Annotated in this window: 13 protein-coding genes; 5 read left to right on the forward strand and 8 right to left on the reverse strand. The window is 46.6% G+C overall.

Going from position 1 to position 14,700, the window contains the following annotated elements; genetic code table 11:
* Positions 1-133: 133 nt before the first annotated feature.
* Positions 134-1,027: a LysR family transcriptional regulator gene (locus HMPREF3091_RS19145; RefSeq protein WP_070718069.1), complete on the reverse strand. Its 894-nt coding sequence runs from the start codon at positions 1,025-1,027 to the stop codon at positions 134-136.
* An 86-nt stretch (positions 1,028-1,113) separates the two neighbouring features.
* Between HMPREF3091_RS19145 and HMPREF3091_RS19150 the strand changes: the two genes are divergently transcribed.
* Positions 1,114-1,899: an NAD(P)H-dependent oxidoreductase gene (locus HMPREF3091_RS19150; RefSeq protein ID WP_070718071.1), complete on the forward strand. Its 786-nt coding sequence runs from the start codon at positions 1,114-1,116 to the stop codon at positions 1,897-1,899.
* 102 nt (positions 1,900-2,001) lie between these two features.
* On the opposite strand, the gene HMPREF3091_RS19155 is transcribed toward HMPREF3091_RS19150, so the two are convergent.
* Positions 2,002-2,928, reverse strand: a complete 927-nt coding sequence (locus tag HMPREF3091_RS19155; protein ID WP_008815296.1) for an L-tartrate utilization transcriptional activator TtdR — start codon at positions 2,926-2,928, stop codon at positions 2,002-2,004.
* Positions 2,929-3,360: 432 nt separating this feature from the next.
* Between HMPREF3091_RS19155 and ttdA the strand changes: the two genes are divergently transcribed.
* The 3 genes from ttdA to HMPREF3091_RS19170 are packed head-to-tail and all read left to right on the forward strand — an operon-like array spanning position 3,361 to position 6,394.
* Entirely contained in the window at positions 3,361-4,269 is a 909-nt protein-coding gene (gene ttdA / locus HMPREF3091_RS19160) for a L(+)-tartrate dehydratase subunit alpha (RefSeq protein WP_004097291.1), read from the forward strand.
* Positions 4,266-4,871: a L(+)-tartrate dehydratase subunit beta gene (gene ttdB / locus HMPREF3091_RS19165; RefSeq protein WP_070718077.1), complete on the forward strand. Its 606-nt coding sequence runs from the start codon at positions 4,266-4,268 to the stop codon at positions 4,869-4,871. Before ttdA ends, ttdB begins: the two co-directional genes overlap by 4 nt.
* A gap of 59 nt (positions 4,872-4,930) precedes the next feature.
* Positions 4,931-6,394: an anion permease gene (locus HMPREF3091_RS19170; RefSeq protein WP_070718080.1), complete on the forward strand. Its 1,464-nt coding sequence runs from the start codon at positions 4,931-4,933 to the stop codon at positions 6,392-6,394.
* A 140-nt stretch (positions 6,395-6,534) separates the two neighbouring features.
* Here the strand turns inward: HMPREF3091_RS19170 and HMPREF3091_RS19175 are convergent, their stop codons facing one another.
* The 6 genes from HMPREF3091_RS19175 to HMPREF3091_RS19200 all read right to left on the reverse strand — a co-directional run bounded on the left by HMPREF3091_RS19175 (position 6,535) and on the right by HMPREF3091_RS19200 (position 13,720).
* Entirely contained in the window at positions 6,535-7,296 is a 762-nt protein-coding gene (locus tag HMPREF3091_RS19175) for an alpha/beta fold hydrolase (RefSeq protein WP_070718085.1), read from the reverse strand.
* Positions 7,297-7,386: 90 nt separating this feature from the next.
* Positions 7,387-7,920: a metal-dependent hydrolase gene (locus tag HMPREF3091_RS19180; protein ID WP_008815300.1), complete on the reverse strand. Its 534-nt coding sequence runs from the start codon at positions 7,918-7,920 to the stop codon at positions 7,387-7,389.
* Positions 7,921-8,354: 434 nt separating this feature from the next.
* Positions 8,355-9,476: a ribosomal protein uL16 3-hydroxylase gene (locus HMPREF3091_RS19185; protein ID WP_070718088.1), complete on the reverse strand. Its 1,122-nt coding sequence runs from the start codon at positions 9,474-9,476 to the stop codon at positions 8,355-8,357.
* Between the two features lie 177 nt (positions 9,477-9,653).
* Positions 9,654-11,531, reverse strand: a complete 1,878-nt coding sequence (gss, locus tag HMPREF3091_RS19190; protein ID WP_070718091.1) for a bifunctional glutathionylspermidine amidase/synthase — start codon at positions 11,529-11,531, stop codon at positions 9,654-9,656.
* Between the two features lie 261 nt (positions 11,532-11,792).
* The gene (locus HMPREF3091_RS19195; RefSeq protein ID WP_070718094.1) at positions 11,793-12,713 is read right to left on the reverse strand and encodes an alpha/beta hydrolase; all 921 of its coding nucleotides are present in this window, start codon (positions 12,711-12,713) and stop codon (positions 11,793-11,795) included.
* A 68-nt stretch (positions 12,714-12,781) separates the two neighbouring features.
* Positions 12,782-13,720 (reverse strand): LysR family transcriptional regulator, encoded by a 939-nt coding sequence (locus HMPREF3091_RS19200; protein WP_070718096.1) that lies wholly within the window; start codon positions 13,718-13,720, stop codon positions 12,782-12,784.
* A 178-nt stretch (positions 13,721-13,898) separates the two neighbouring features.
* On the opposite strand from HMPREF3091_RS19200, the gene HMPREF3091_RS19205 reads away from it, so the two are divergent.
* A complete protein-coding gene (locus tag HMPREF3091_RS19205; protein ID WP_246840027.1) occupies positions 13,899-14,645 on the forward strand; it encodes a MipA/OmpV family protein in 747 nt (248 codons plus the stop codon).
* The last annotated feature ends 55 nt before the right edge of the window (positions 14,646-14,700 follow it).

The following is a 14,700-nucleotide window of genomic DNA, read 5'->3' on the forward strand; positions in this document are numbered from 1 at the left end:
TTCTGGAAAACTGAGCAGCTCGCCGCAATTTGGAAAAACGAAGCGGTAGAGCGATTGAATAAAATGCAGTAGCTCGCATGTAGCGGTATAGCTGGGAGTTATGCCGCTGCATATTGCTGCCGACTTCGTTAAATCACACCGCCCCCGCAATAAAATCACGCAGCCAGCGGTGGGCAGGATCGCGATGAGAACGCTCATGCCACAGCATCGACATTTCATATCCTGCAATCGCTAGCGGAGGTTCAATGTATTGCAATTCAGGGCTGGCAAGAGCCAAGCGCAAAGGTAACATAGCCACAAGATCGGTACTCGCCAGAACCGATTTTACAAACAGAAAATGAGGCACTGAAAGCACCACGCGGCGCATGAGTCCAGCCTGCTCTAGCGCATCATCCGTGACCCCACAAAAACCACCGCCGCTTGGCGACACAATCACATGATCCAATGCGCAAAACTGCGCGGGTGTGATCGCAGGCGACAGCTGCGGATGCCCTTGACGCCCGGCAAGCACATAGCGCTCAGAGAAAAGAGTTTTGCGATGCAGCTCCGGGGAAGCCTCATCGCTGACATGAAACGCAATATCAATCTCCCCCGTTTCCAACTGCTTAGCTATTTTTGCCGGAGCCAGTTCAATCACCGACAACCGTGTATTGGGTGCAACGCTGCGTAACCCCGTCAGAACGGGCAACACCACCGTGGATTCACCATAGTCCGCAGCAGATACCGTCCACGTATTTTTTGCCGTAATCGGTTCGAAGGGTTTAGTTGGCGCCACCACGCTCTCCAAGGCGCTCAATGCAACCCTCAGCGGTTCACGCAATGATTCAGCCTTCGCCGTGGGCAACATGCCTCTCGGTCCTGGCAGTAACAAAGGATCGTCGAAAATATCGCGTAGTTTTGACAGATGAACACTGATCGATGGCTGGGAAAAGTTAAGCTTCTCAGCAACTCGCGTGACATTATGCTCAGTAAGCAGAGCATCAAGTGTTACCAATAAATTAAGGTCGAGCCGGCGGAGATTACTCATATTAATACCTGAAATATCAGAAATTCATTTCTCATGAATATGACAAACTTCTAATCTGCGATCTCTTTCTTTTTGAGATAACCGCAATGAATGTCCTGATCGTTTATGCCCATCCTGAACCTAAATCACTTAACGGTTCGCTAAAAAACTTCACCATTGAGCATCTGAAAAATACCGGACATGATGTACAGGTTTCAGACTTATATGCCATGAATTGGAAGTCAGCCTTGGACGCCAGCGACGCTAAAACTCGTCGAGACGACAGCTATTTTGATGCTTCGCTAGACTCAAAGTATGCTTTCGAGAATGGGCTGCAAAGCGATGACATCGCCCTTGAGCAAAGAAAACTGATGTGGGCAGATGCGGTGATTTTCCAGTTTCCGCTATGGTGGTTCTCTATGCCAGCCATTATGAAAGGTTGGGTAGAACGCGTTTATGCTTATGGTTTCGCCTATGGCGTAGGCGAACATAATGACCAACATTGGGGCGACCGCTACGGTGAAGGTACTCTTGTGGGTAAGCGTGCCATGCTGATGATAACCGCTGGTGGATGGGAGCCGCACTACAGCGAGCGTGGCATTAACGGGCCAATCAACGATATTCTATTCCCGATCCAGCACGGTATTTTGCACTATCCAGGATTCGACGTGCTGCCGCCTTTTGTGCTCTACCACACCAGCAAAGTGAACACAGACAACTTTCCCGCCATCTGTAACCAGCTTGGCCAGCGGCTGGATGATTTGTGGCATACCCGACCCATCGCGTTCCGTAAACAAAACCACGGTGATTACAATATCCCACAGCTGACGCTAAAAGAGGATATTGCCCCTGAAGTGACGGGGTTTGCAGCGCATATTGTCACTAAGCAATAATAGATTGCTAGGCTCGGCATCTACCTAAAAAATCAGTGGTGGTTTAAAACGGAGATAAACACTGCTGATAACCCCCTGCTACGGCCAAATGCATAGACAGAGTTATTTTTCGCTAAACGCATCGTGGCAGTATTGAGTCAGGAAATCGACACAGACCCGTAATTTCGCGCTTTGATACAGCGGTTTTTGGTAAACAGCCCAAATATTTGCGCTTTGCGAATACTCAGGCAAAACTCGAATTAATTTTCCACTGTTTAAAAATGGCACGACATCCCATTCTGAACGCATCATGATACCTTTACCTTCTAATGCCCAACGCAGGATAATTTCTCCGCTATTAGACGATAGATGCCCCGATATTTTGACGGTTTTTTTCTCATGCTCGCACTCTAATTCCCAAATACCCGCCGTCGAATCGCGCTCTTTAGTAATGAGGCAATCATGCTCCAGCAATTCGGTTAATGTTTGAGGGGGATTTCTCTTTTCGAAGTATTTAGGTGATGCACATAAAATGCGTTTATTTTTAGCCAGTAATCTAGCGATATAGTTATCAGGAATTTCATCATTTATTCTAATATCAATATCGATATTATCGCGACTTAAATCTATTTGACGGTCAAACAATTCAAAATGAATCTGTAATTCTGGATATAATTGCATTAATTGTGTAATCGCTGGAGCAATATGGCTACGGCCAAAACCAAAACTACAGCCAATACGCACCATTCCTGCCGGTTGAGTTTTGGTTTGCCCGAGATCATCCATAAGCTTCTGTAGCTGCGTGAGGATATTCAGGCCCTGCTCATAGCACTGTTTTCCACTGTCTGTCAGGGCAACCCCACGAGCGGAACGATTCAACAGTTTTGTACCAAAAATATTTTCCAAAATTTGAATTCGTTTAGTCACAAAGGCTGGCGTTTGCCCAAGACTTTCTGCCGCGGCGCTAAAACTGCCGCAGCGCACAATTTCAACCAGCACCTGCAAATCTTTGGGTAAAGGGTACTGATTTAGTACCGTTTGGTTATCCATCCGTCTCATCTCCTGTGCACCATTGACACTATACCCTAAACGATTCTCGTTGTAGGACAACACGTCTTTAGCCTTGTTAAACAGCACTTGTGCTGGCCTGAAAGTGAGTCCCTAGAGTGGGACGGATAACAAACGTAGCCTATACACATGCCACTTGATGCATGACAGGTACATGATGACGTTATTTCCCATTTGCACCAATAAAACCGATTAAATGACTGATCCCGATCAACATCTTTAGTGTTAATAAAATGATATCGCTGTGTTTAAAGTTTAGAAAAATATCTATTTAAAACGAAGATTAACAAATCGTAAATTTAATATTCACAGTTCCAAAATCCATAAACCCACATTAATCATGGTAGTTTAATGACATCAGAGTTAATTCTCTCTTTATTATCCAGAATTATACTAGCCCTGGAGTGATCTTTAATGAATGAGCAAAAAAAACAGGAAAGCATAAATAAATTAACGCAGATAGTTGCGAATTTCACTGCGATGATTTCAACCCGAATGCCAGACGATGTTGTTGATAAATTAAAAGCATTACGCGAAGCAGAAACATCCTCAATGGGGAAAATTATTTATCACACCATGTTCGATAATATGCAAAAAGCAATCGACCTCAACCGCCCTGCATGTCAGGACACCGGCGAAATTATGTTTTTCGTCAAAGTCGGTACGCGTTTTCCATTACTGGCAGAGCTGCAAGCTATTTTAAAACAAGCGGTTGAAGATGCTACCGTCAAAGCCCCTCTGCGCCACAATGCGGTAGAAATCTTTGATGAGGTGAACACAGGGAAAAATACCGGTAGCGGCGTACCTTGGGTGACATGGGATTTAGTGCCAGACGGAACCGATGCCGAAATTGAAGTCTATATGGCTGGAGGCGGATGTACACTGCCTGGTCGCTCAAAAGTGCTCATGCCTTCAGAAGGCTATGAAGGGGTAGTGAAATTTGTTTTTGAGAATATCTCTACGTTGGCGGTTAATGCTTGCCCGCCTGTTTTGGTCGGCGTTGGAATTGCGACCTCGGTGGAAACTGCCGCGGTGCTATCGCGCAAGGCGATTCTGCGCCCGATCGGCACACGTCATCCTAACCCTAAAGCCGCTGAGCTTGAACTGCGTTTGGAAGAAGGACTCAATCGCCTAGGTATTGGGCCGCAGGGACTCATGGGCAATAGTTCTGTCATGGGGGTTCATATTGAATCAGCGGCTCGTCATCCCTCGACGATTGGTGTCGCTGTTTCAACCGGATGCTGGGCTCACCGACGCGGCACGCTGCTTGTTCATGCAGACCTCACATCTGAATCCATTTCCCATACGCGGGGTTCACTATGAAAAAGATCCTTACCACACCCATCAGCGCTGATGATTTAACTGATATTCGCGTCGGTGATGTTATTTATCTCACCGGAACATTAGTCACCTGCCGTGACGTCTGCCATCGTCGATTAATAGAGCTTAAGCGCCCTATCCCCTACGATCTGCACGGCAAAGCCATCTTTCATGCAGGCCCTATCGTGCGGAAAAATGAAGACAAATGGGAGATGGTTTCTATCGGCCCCACCACCAGCATGCGTATGGAAACGTTTGAAAAAGAGTTCATCGAACAAACTGGGGTTAGATTGATCGTGGGTAAAGGTGGAATGGGGCCATTGACCGAAGAGGGCTGCAAACAACACAAAGCACTGCACGTTATTTACCCCGCAGGATGCGCAGTATTAGCGGCCACACAGGTTGAGGAAATTGAAGAAGTCCATTGGACCGAATTGGGTATGCCTGAATCTCTATGGGTATGTCGAGTCAAAGAGTTTGGCCCGCTCATCGTCTCTATCGATACCCATGGTAATAATCTGATCGCAGAAAATAAAAAAATATTCGCAGAGCGCCGCGAGCCTATTGTGAATGAAATCTGCGAGCACGTTCATTACATAAAATAACCCCGATGAAATAATCCAATAAAGAGAGGCTGAGCCTCTCTTTCTCATAGGACGTTACCATGCCCTTTTTCCGCAATTATTGGCGGTATCTGGCACCGCTTATTGTGACGCTGATCCTCGCTTCGTTTCCTACGCCTTCAGGTCTTGAGATTCATGCATGGCTTTTTTTCTCTGTATTTATGGGGATCATCGTTGGATTGATCTTGGAACCCATTCCCGGAGCCGTCGTCGCCATGGTTGGCATAGCCATTATTGCCGTATTATCGCCGTGGCTGTTATTCAGCCCTATTCAGATGTCGCAAACAGGATTTAAATTCACCACCAAAGCACTCTCATGGGCGGTATCTGGTTTTTCAAATTCCGTTATATGGCTTATTTTCGCTGCATTTATGTTTGGAACGGGATATGAAAAAACCGGCTTAGGTCGCCGTATCGCTCTCATTTTAGTCAATAAAATGGGACACAAAACGCTATTTTTAGGCTACGCAATCATGCTATCGGAGCTCATCCTTGCTCCCGTAACACCGTCCAACTCCGCACGTGGTGCTGGAATAATTTACCCTATTATCCGCAACCTTCCCCCGCTATATGATTCTCAACCTAATAGCCGTAGTTCCCGCAATATCGGCTCATACATCATGTGGATGGGGATCACGGCAGACTGTGTCACCAGCGCTATTTTCTTAACGGCCATGGCACCTAATTTGCTGCTTATTGGCCTTATGAAAAGTGCGACGGGGATGTCGATAAGCTGGGGAAACTGGTTTTTAGGAATGTTGCCTCTCAGCGTAGGCTTAGTACTGTTGGTTCCATGGTTAGCCTATATCATTTATCCGCCAGTGCTAAAATCCGGTCATCAAGTCCCTCAGTGGGCTAAAGAAGAACTCGTCGCGATGGGGCCTTTATGTCGTAAAGAAAAGAGAATGCTGATTTTGATGGCGGCCGCTCTTCTATTATGGATATTTGGCGGTGCTTATATTGATGCTGCGATGGTCGGATATAGCGTTGTCGCTATTATGCTGGTGACCAATATTATTACCTGGGACGACATTATTAGTAATAAGTCCGCATGGAGCGTTTTCTTTTGGTTAGCGTCGTTAATTACGTTAGCCACGGGCTTAAATGACACTGGATTTATTCCATGGTTTGGTCAACGACTCTCGCAAGGGCTTTCTACCTATTCACCAACGTTAGTCATGATAGCTTTGATTGTCGTTTTTTATCTGCTGCGCTACTTTTTCGCCAGTGCCACGGCATACACTTCTGCACTAGCCCCAATGATGATTGCAGCCGCAATGGGAATCCCCGCCATTCCACTGCCTATCTTCTGTCTAATGGTGGGCGCAGCAATCGGGTTGGGAAGTATTTTAACGCCCTATGCAACAGGCCCTAGCCCCATCTACTATGGAAGCGGCTACTTGCCAACCACCGATTATTGGAGGCTGGGTGCGATTTTTGGCGTAATTTTTTTACTGCTGCTTCTAATCACAGGTTTCTTGTGGATGCCGTTCGTCTTTACGTAACAAGCTATTCCACTCGTTATCCTGCTCGATGAAGCGCGTAAACCGCGCTTCATCTTCATCGCATTAAGACCCAAACATAGAATACTCCGGAAGCGCTATGAGCCTGTGGAAGTACGCTTCAAACCGCATCAGCAATATCATTACTCGGCTAGACTAAATGCTTGGCACAGCGCCTTTGCTAATCCTTCAGGATTTTCCCACGACATTGAGTGCCCAGCATGAGGGATGGTAAGTACCTGAATACCATGCTTTGGTAGCTCGGACTGATCAACATCAGGCAAAGAATTTTCACCAAAAATCATCCATCTCTTCATAGAAAGTGAGTAAATCAGTTCGCGCCACGTAGGCTCAACGCCCGCAACCAGAGAAGATGCGCCGCGATGCAAGGCATAGGGTGCCGTAGCCGACACGCAGCCCAGCCAAGGCGTTTTCTCTTTTTCAAGCACCCGGGAATAGCCTACTCGCACAAATTCATCTTCGGTTTGAGCAGCAATCAAGCGACTATAAAAACCACCGCCACTATCAAAGTTAGGTTCAGAAACCACGAGTGTTTTCACTTTGTGAGGCAGCATAGCCGCCACTTCAATCGCAATACTGCCGCCCATACTATGCCCATAAACATCACACTCCGGCAGATCTAATGTATCAATCAGCATAGAAATAATCCGAGCATGGTCGCTAGTGCTGTAGCTGAACGCTGCAGGTCTGTCGCTATACCCCGCTCCCAGCAAATCTAACAATATAATTCTGCGCTGGCGAAATATGGGTTCCATCACCACTCTTGGATACTCATAAGAGGAAGCACAGCCTAGCCCGTGAATAAAAATAATGGGCAGACCGTTTCCGGGTAAATCTTGATAGCGTAGATGCGCATTCAGTGAAGAGATAAAGAAACTTTTCATTAAAGATTATCCTATGCAGAACCAATGTGCCGATGTATATCTAAAGTCGATGGATTAGCTGCGAGAACGTCTAGAGAAATGACGCCGAGCCTAACGAAGCATGCCTATTTTTCGTATTAGAAAAAGCACCCCAATAAAAACGAATCCAGGCAACCAAACCCATTGTAATTCAGAATAAATTACGGCGAATCCTGACGGTGTGAGATAGCGAGACAACGCAAAAGGCGCGACTTTGATGACCTGCCACGGAGCAAAAAATCGCTCATCCGACCAAGGCCACAGCCAGCCTACGCCCATACCTCCAGTGGTAACTGAATCAAGAAGACTATGAGAAAGCAGCGAAACAGTGAGAAACGACCAAACCCTCAGTATGCTAGCCCGAAACCATCGAGTCCCCAATAGACAGAGTATTGGCACAAAGAAGGCGAATAACAAAGAATGAGTAAAACCGCGATGCCCAAATTCATTGGCATAAGCCACCCCAAGTTTGAACGACAAAACATCAGCATCCGGCAACATCGATAGCACCATTCCGGCGAATAAGAGTCGCGTGGGAATAATTTTTCGACCTAACCCTAATCCCAGACACAAAGGTACAGCAGCATGAGTGACTATCGTTGGCATATTGGGAATACTATCTGAAGGATGAATAACAATGAAAGTGAAACAATATAATCCTTAGCACTTTTTACGTCCATTTAAATATAAATAAACTCCAATAATAGAATATATATCCGTGAGTCATTCACATGAAAAATTAATTAAAAAAACAAAGAAAACGTTGAAATAACATAGACAAAACATACTGAGATGAATGGCTTAGAAATATTACTTAATAAACCATGATCTCTAAGTGGATCAATGGAGAACGCGACTCACCAAGAAAGACATAGGCCGAATGCGTTATTATATTTTTACTCAAGATTCATAAGAAAAACATTCATCGCTCATTTCAAATATGGGTGAAAACGGCGGTGAGTAGCCACAAACTGATAGAAAAAAGGGATAACAATTGTCATCCCTTTAAGAATCATTACAGCGATTAATGAAAATCGCACTTACTCATCAAAGTACCAGTATCCCTGATTGACCAAATCAGTGAGTTCAGCAACAAAGGCGGGATTATTCAGTGCATCACCCAGCTCTTTTTTACCTACCGTAGTATAACGGCACAGCGCATCGGCGGCTTCAGGCTCAACGGCGTCCATTGGCTCGCTGTTAACAAAGAAACTATCACCAATGTTCAGCACACGTAGACCGCTCAGGCGAGTTAAGACTTCATCGCCCAGCAACGCATCAAGGATTTCATCAGGTTCATAAGCCGGTTCAGCTGGTGCGATATCCAACTCATGACGCGGCGTAGTCGCAAAACGACCCAGCCATTGTTTGAAATCCTCAGGCTGATTGAGCATCTCGATCATCATCCCGCGCAGGCGATCGACTTCATATTCTTCGATACGACCTACATGTTCACGGCAGGTCAAATCAGGATCGCTGTAATGCTCACCGCCAAGATCGTTTTCCAGCGCATAGTCAGCAAAGCTGCTGATTAAATCTCTGCCGTTCGGCCCGCGAAAACCAACGGAGTAGTTCAACGCCGTTTCATGAGTGAAACCGTCATGCGGGAATCCAGGTGGAATATACAAAATATCCCCTGGTTCAAGATCTTCATCAATGATTGGCTCGAACGGATCAACATGCAAGAGCGCTGGGTGTGGGCAGAACTGACGCATAGGTAATTTGTCCCCCACGCGCCAGCGACGGCTGCCCATCCCTTGAATAATGAATACGTCGTACTGATCGATGTGAGGCCCAACGCCGCCGCCAGGAACAGAGAACGAAATCATCAGATCGTCTAAACGCCAGTCCGGCAATACGCGGAACGGACGCACCAGTTCTGCAGAAGGCGCATGCCAATGGTTAACAGCCTGAGCCAACAACGACCAGCCGGTTTCGCCCAAACCATCAAAGTGCTCGAATGGCCCGTTGCTCGCCTGCCATTCGCCGTTTTTCTGGCTAACTAAGCGACTATCCACTTCCGGCTCCATCGCCAAGCCTGCCAACTCATCCGGCGTGATTGGATCAACGAAGTTTGGGAAGGCGTTTTTCAATACAACAGGTTTTTTTTGCCAGTATTTCTCTAAAAATTCAGGCCAATTAAGATTCAGTTGATAAGCCATACTTTCACACCAGTGAGCAGATAAATGGGCTCGATTATAAAGAGGCTAATGGCTTGGGTACCTTGTCATTGGTCAAGGATAATGTTGAATAATTCGCGAGGGGTAAATCAGATGGGTGAAAAACAAAACGGCGTGCTGCACTATCTCTGCAGTACGCCGAATTAAAAGCGGCTTCCGTTAGAGGATAAAGTCTTTGTCATCAATAATCCGCAACGGATCGATATCACTCTCTTTCTTGATGACTAACCCCGTTTCAGAACGCACGCATACGCCGCCGTAGTGGCCGCCGACGGTAAAGGTACATAGCTGAATATAGCGTCCAGCAACTTCCGGCAAACACCAAAGCTGTTGGTAGATATTTTTCTGTTCAGCGAACTTACCGGACGTTTCATCCAGCACCCGATCTTCATGGCTGATTAGGCCGATGTTGTTACCACAGCGTCCAGCAATAGGTTTCACCGCGTAGCCGCTCTGCTCCAACTCTGCGTTCAGCTCAAAATCAGCGTCCAGCAGATAACGATGGTGCGGGAATAACGACCACAGAACCGGCAAAATGGCCTTATTGCTTGGGATCACGGTCCACAACGGCTCAAAGACCATCACTTCAGGACGCAACAACACGTCAATCAGACGCACTGCATTTTTAGGATGGCCAGTCCGGATCGGAAGCGCTGCGTGATCGGCCTCGCTCTCTTCACGCAATTGATCGAGAGCCGTTTCCCATGCCCATGTTTTCCACACACAGCTCACCGGACGGTTTTCACCATCCACCAATTGACCTGACTCAGCCCAATGCAGCTCGTCTAAACCATGCAAGATCTTACTTTCAAAACCGGCTTTCGTTAACGCACACTGCATAAACTGCGCGTGGTAGCTCTCTTCGGCGTCATGATCCTGAAGAATATGCACGAATGGCGTCGCATCACTGTGTTTCCACGTATTGGCTAACGCATCTAACAGATACTCGCCGGGATCGCTGCCAGACACCTCACCCGCCTGCTGCGCCCACTTGTCCAGAATCAGCCCAGTTTCAGCATGGCATGAGGCTGAATCCGCATTATATTCATAGACTTTTAGCCCGCGCTCATCCATGCAGAAGTCGAGACGACCGGTGATCATATGATGACGACGGCGCTGCCAAGAAAGTCGCAGGCGCGGCCATAACGCTTCTGGAATATCAAACAGCGCCAGCAGATTGTCATCCTTGAGCACCTTGTCGGTCGCGTGCAAATACATCAAATGCAGCTCGTTAGTGGCGTGGATCAACTCTTGTTCGGCGCTGCGAGAAACGGCGAAATAGCGATAAGGATCGGCATTTAGCGTATGCCCACCGTTAGCCTGAACGTAGGTATGCTCCAATGGATCCTGCTCGTTCAGCCAAGTTCCAGCAAACTGCCCGTGGTTTTCAACACGTTCACAGTGGATCGCCAAATACGGTGCCGGTGTCTGAGGCTGCGGTAAGCTGTGGCGATCATCGGCGGTCTGGGTCATCCAGCCCAGAATCTCGGTATCGTCAAAGGTATCTTGGATAGCGTACTTTCCATCGCGATAAGTCAGCGGCAACTCGCGTGTCCACTGCTGCCCTGCGGGCAACGGATGATGAATGACATTCTGCTCAACGACACGAATTTTGTTATCCAATACCTGAGTGATAATCGCGACGTGCCCCGTGTGTTCAAACTCACCGCCCTGCTGCCAAATGAGCAACGAACCGGCAACTGGCGGGCGCAGGCAGCCATTAGGAAACGCTTGTAGCGGTAAAATATTGTCATTCACCACTTGGCGCAGATAACGCAATGAGAAGATCTCATAGGCCATTCTGACATCGGTGAAAACCGTGCCATAGTTGAGATAAAGAAAGCGGCGAGCGAACTCAACGCACTGCCACTTATAACCCATATATTCTTTATCCAGATAGTGACGGAATGACGCATCATCCATCTGTTCCAGATCTTTAAGGGATTCATAATTCGAAGAGTAAATCGCTACGCCTCCAGGGGCATAGCCTAACAGCGTACCAAAAGGGGCGTGTTTTTCTGTCGTGTTTACACACATAGCGGAAGCCTTACGCGAATATCACTGTCGCGACGACAGTTGGAGGAAAAATCCATCTTAAAACCACTGGCCATCATCACCATGATTTACAGCCCGTTGCAGGTGGACAACATATCAATAAGTTGCCTGACTCCTTCAAAACCTGAATCAATATGATAGCACCGTTGAAGGTGTGGGAAAGATGAATTGGGCGACGTGATAGTGGTTCTGTTGTGATGCAAAATGAACAGGCCGAGCTCGGCCTGTTCGCAAGGAGATAAATTATAATGGATAAGATGAGCTAATTTTTGCCGCGATATCTCGCATAGCATTTCGCGCAGTCGGGCTAATACCGCCAAGCTGGAAAAACCCGTGGATCACACCAAGATAACGCTGTGCACTACAGCTAACGCCCTGCTCCGTCATACGGGCGAACAACACTTCACCGTCATCACATAACGGATCGTATTCGGCCGTGAGAATATGTACCGGAGGTAAACCGAAAAAGTCATCACGCCACAGCGGACTGACTTCTGGATGCATCAACTCAGTCTGTGGGAAATAGGCTTCAAAACCGCTGAGCAGCGTGTCACGGGTGAGTACATAATCATCACCATTGCGCTTATAACTTTCAGACGATGCTGTTGCATCAATCATCGGATAAATCAGAACCAGCTGCTGAGGCAACCACTGATTAGCATCACGCAGGCGCAGAGCAGTTATCAAAGCAAGATGACCGCCCGCGCTGTCACCTGCCAATGTGATCTGACTGCGTTCAATGTTCAGCTCATCGGCATATTGCCAGATAAGATCCGCAGCACGTTCCGCATCGTCATGAGCGGCAGGATAAGTGTGCTCCGGCGCTAAACGATATTGTACGGCAATGACCCTACAACCACTGAGAAAGGCCAACTGCCTTAGCTGGTTGTCATGGGTCGCAAAACCTCCGCTGACAAAGCATCCACCGTGATAATAAATAACGGCAGGCAGCTTACCTTCAGCGTTGAGAGGCGAAACCACGCGCAGCGAAATCCCAGCAATTTCCCTATCTTCAACGGTGACTCGCTGTTCTATCTCCCCCGCTAAAACCGTGCTAGCGACATATCCGGCGCGACGTTCATCAAAGGTTTGATGACGAGATGAGGGACGTCCCTTGGTAATAAAATCAGCGACTAACTCTGCAATTGCGGGTTCAAGTGCCATTGACTCTGCTCCATGAGTGAAGTTTTTTTCTAAAGCGAAAACGGCTCACCATAATATATGATCTAGTCTCAAGCCTGTGGCTGAAAATAATGATTAATGATTTCAACCATCTGGTCGAGAACATGTTGTACTCGATATGGCAGATAGTCGCGCTTTTTGAATATAACGACTAACTCCAGCATCCAATCCTCATTTTGGCTAAAACATGGCATGAGTCTGCCCGCCTCAAGATCGGCTTCTATGCTTTGCCTCGAAGCAAAAACAATCCCCATGCCATGGCGAGCCAGCTCTGTTGCCGCATAAATGTTGTCGCAAATATATTTCCCCGTCACCTTATACTCTTTTCGCTCATCGCGTCCATGCTGACAAAAGTTCCAAATATTATTGTCATTAATCAGCATTGATTGCATCAGGATGCAGGAGTGATTAGCGAGTTGCTCAGGGCTTTCGATCGGGTGCTGTGCAAGATATTCAGGACTAGCATATGCACTGAAAGCAAAGGAGGCGAGTGAACAGGCCACCAGCGACTCATCTTTGGGACGTGCATAGGTAAGCAGAATATCCGCATCATCAGGAAACGTGACACCATCGTAGAATTCATTGCGGCCAAGGTTTAATGTGCGCAGTTCAATGCGGATCTCCCCACTGTCGGCCAATTTGGGAATAACATGCTGTGACAAAAAAATCACAATGCCCGTTGGGGCGTAAAGAGTGACCTTACCTCGCTTTTCTTTTTTGTAATCAGTAATAAAACTTTCCAAGTCATCCGTTTGACTCAGATATTGATTCACTTTGGGGAGAAGATGTTCACCGAACGGCGTCAATGAGATGCGGCGAGTCGTCCGTTCAAATACTTTTAAGCCAACCCGGCCTTCAAAATCGGAAAGGTATTTACTGATATTAGCCTGTGCAATACAGAGAATTGTAGAAGCCTGGCTCAAGCTGCCACTTGATGCTACAACAGAAAAAACCTTTAGTTCGTTCATTTTAAAACGAATTTGACTCATTACTCTTCTCCGCACACCATTTCCGCACGCCGCTAATGAATTATATAAATTTATATATAATCCTATATAAACATATTTATTGCTGTTTTATTCCGGACATAGGGATAATACCAAGTACTAAAGAGGTTCGGAATAGTCTCTACAATAGTTATCCATTTTAATTTAAAGGTGCAACATCGTGATTGTTCGCGCATGTACTTGTGTTGGTATTTCTCTGGCAGTTTTGATATCTGCCAATGCATCAGCCAATGAGCTTTCTGTTGGCCTCGGCGGCATATATCACATATCGCCTTATGCAGATTATACAAAAGATTTTAGCGCGATTCCTTTTGCCCATTATGAAAGTGATAAGATATATTTTAGAGAAACGTCTCTTGGCTATATTATTTCTCATGACGATAAAAATGAGTTCAGCGCGACGCTATCTTATTTACCTTATGAATTTAAACCCGGTGATAGCGATAAAAAATCACTACAACAACTGGACAAAAGAGAGACTACCGCGTTGGCTGGCATGTCTTATTATCGACATGAGAAATGGGGAACGGTAAAATTCTCTTTTTCAGGAGACATTCTTGATAAGAGCAATGGGTTTATCGGTGAAGCCAGTTGGATGCAAGCAATAAAAATGGGCAAATTGAGCATTATCCCCTCTGCTGGGATCACTTGGTATAGCAACAGCTTTACTCAATATTATTACGGCATATCCGACCATGAATCACATGATAGCGGATTAAAAAAATACCAGCCAGAAGATAGCTGGAATCCGTTCTTAGGCCTCAGTGTTAGCTATAAATTATTACCCCGACTCACGTTGCTGAGCTCGGCGCGCTATACGATGCTGGATAACCAAATCAAGAATAGCCCAATGGTTGATAGTGCCTATGATTTTAGCCTCTTTACTGGCGTAAGCTGGAGCTTCTAAATAAATAGGCAGAACACTGGTGATATACAAAGACGTCATGTTGTCTTATATCGCC

The sequence above is a fragment of the Hafnia sp. HMSC23F03 genome (assembly GCF_001816025.1).
GTDB classification, from domain to species: domain Bacteria; phylum Pseudomonadota; class Gammaproteobacteria; order Enterobacterales; family Enterobacteriaceae; genus Hafnia; species Hafnia paralvei.

What these genes read in the sequence shown, in the direction of transcription:
- HMPREF3091_RS19145 (WP_070718069.1), bottom strand. Translation starts at nt 1,027, where the DNA reads ATGAGTAATCTCCGCCGGCTCGACCTTAATTTATTGGTAACACTTGAT.
- HMPREF3091_RS19195 (WP_070718094.1), bottom strand. Translation starts at nt 12,713, where the DNA reads ATGGCACTTGAACCCGCAATTGCAGAGTTAGTCGCTGATTTTATTACC.
- HMPREF3091_RS19155 (WP_008815296.1), bottom strand. Translation starts at nt 2,928, where the DNA reads ATGGATAACCAAACGGTACTAAATCAGTACCCTTTACCCAAAGATTTG.
- gss (WP_070718091.1), bottom strand. Translation starts at nt 11,531, where the DNA reads ATGTGTGTAAACACGACAGAAAAACACGCCCCTTTTGGTACGCTGTTA.
- HMPREF3091_RS19150 (WP_070718071.1), top strand. Translation starts at nt 1,114, where the DNA reads ATGAATGTCCTGATCGTTTATGCCCATCCTGAACCTAAATCACTTAAC.
- HMPREF3091_RS19180 (WP_008815300.1), bottom strand. Translation starts at nt 7,920, where the DNA reads ATGCCAACGATAGTCACTCATGCTGCTGTACCTTTGTGTCTGGGATTA.
- HMPREF3091_RS19200 (WP_070718096.1), bottom strand. Translation starts at nt 13,720, where the DNA reads ATGAGTCAAATTCGTTTTAAAATGAACGAACTAAAGGTTTTTTCTGTT.
- HMPREF3091_RS19185 (WP_070718088.1), bottom strand. Translation starts at nt 9,476, where the DNA reads ATGGCTTATCAACTGAATCTTAATTGGCCTGAATTTTTAGAGAAATAC.
- ttdB (WP_070718077.1), top strand. Translation starts at nt 4,266, where the DNA reads ATGAAAAAGATCCTTACCACACCCATCAGCGCTGATGATTTAACTGAT.
- HMPREF3091_RS19170 (WP_070718080.1), top strand. Translation starts at nt 4,931, where the DNA reads ATGCCCTTTTTCCGCAATTATTGGCGGTATCTGGCACCGCTTATTGTG.
- HMPREF3091_RS19175 (WP_070718085.1), bottom strand. Translation starts at nt 7,296, where the DNA reads ATGAAAAGTTTCTTTATCTCTTCACTGAATGCGCATCTACGCTATCAA.
- ttdA (WP_004097291.1), top strand. Translation starts at nt 3,361, where the DNA reads ATGAATGAGCAAAAAAAACAGGAAAGCATAAATAAATTAACGCAGATA.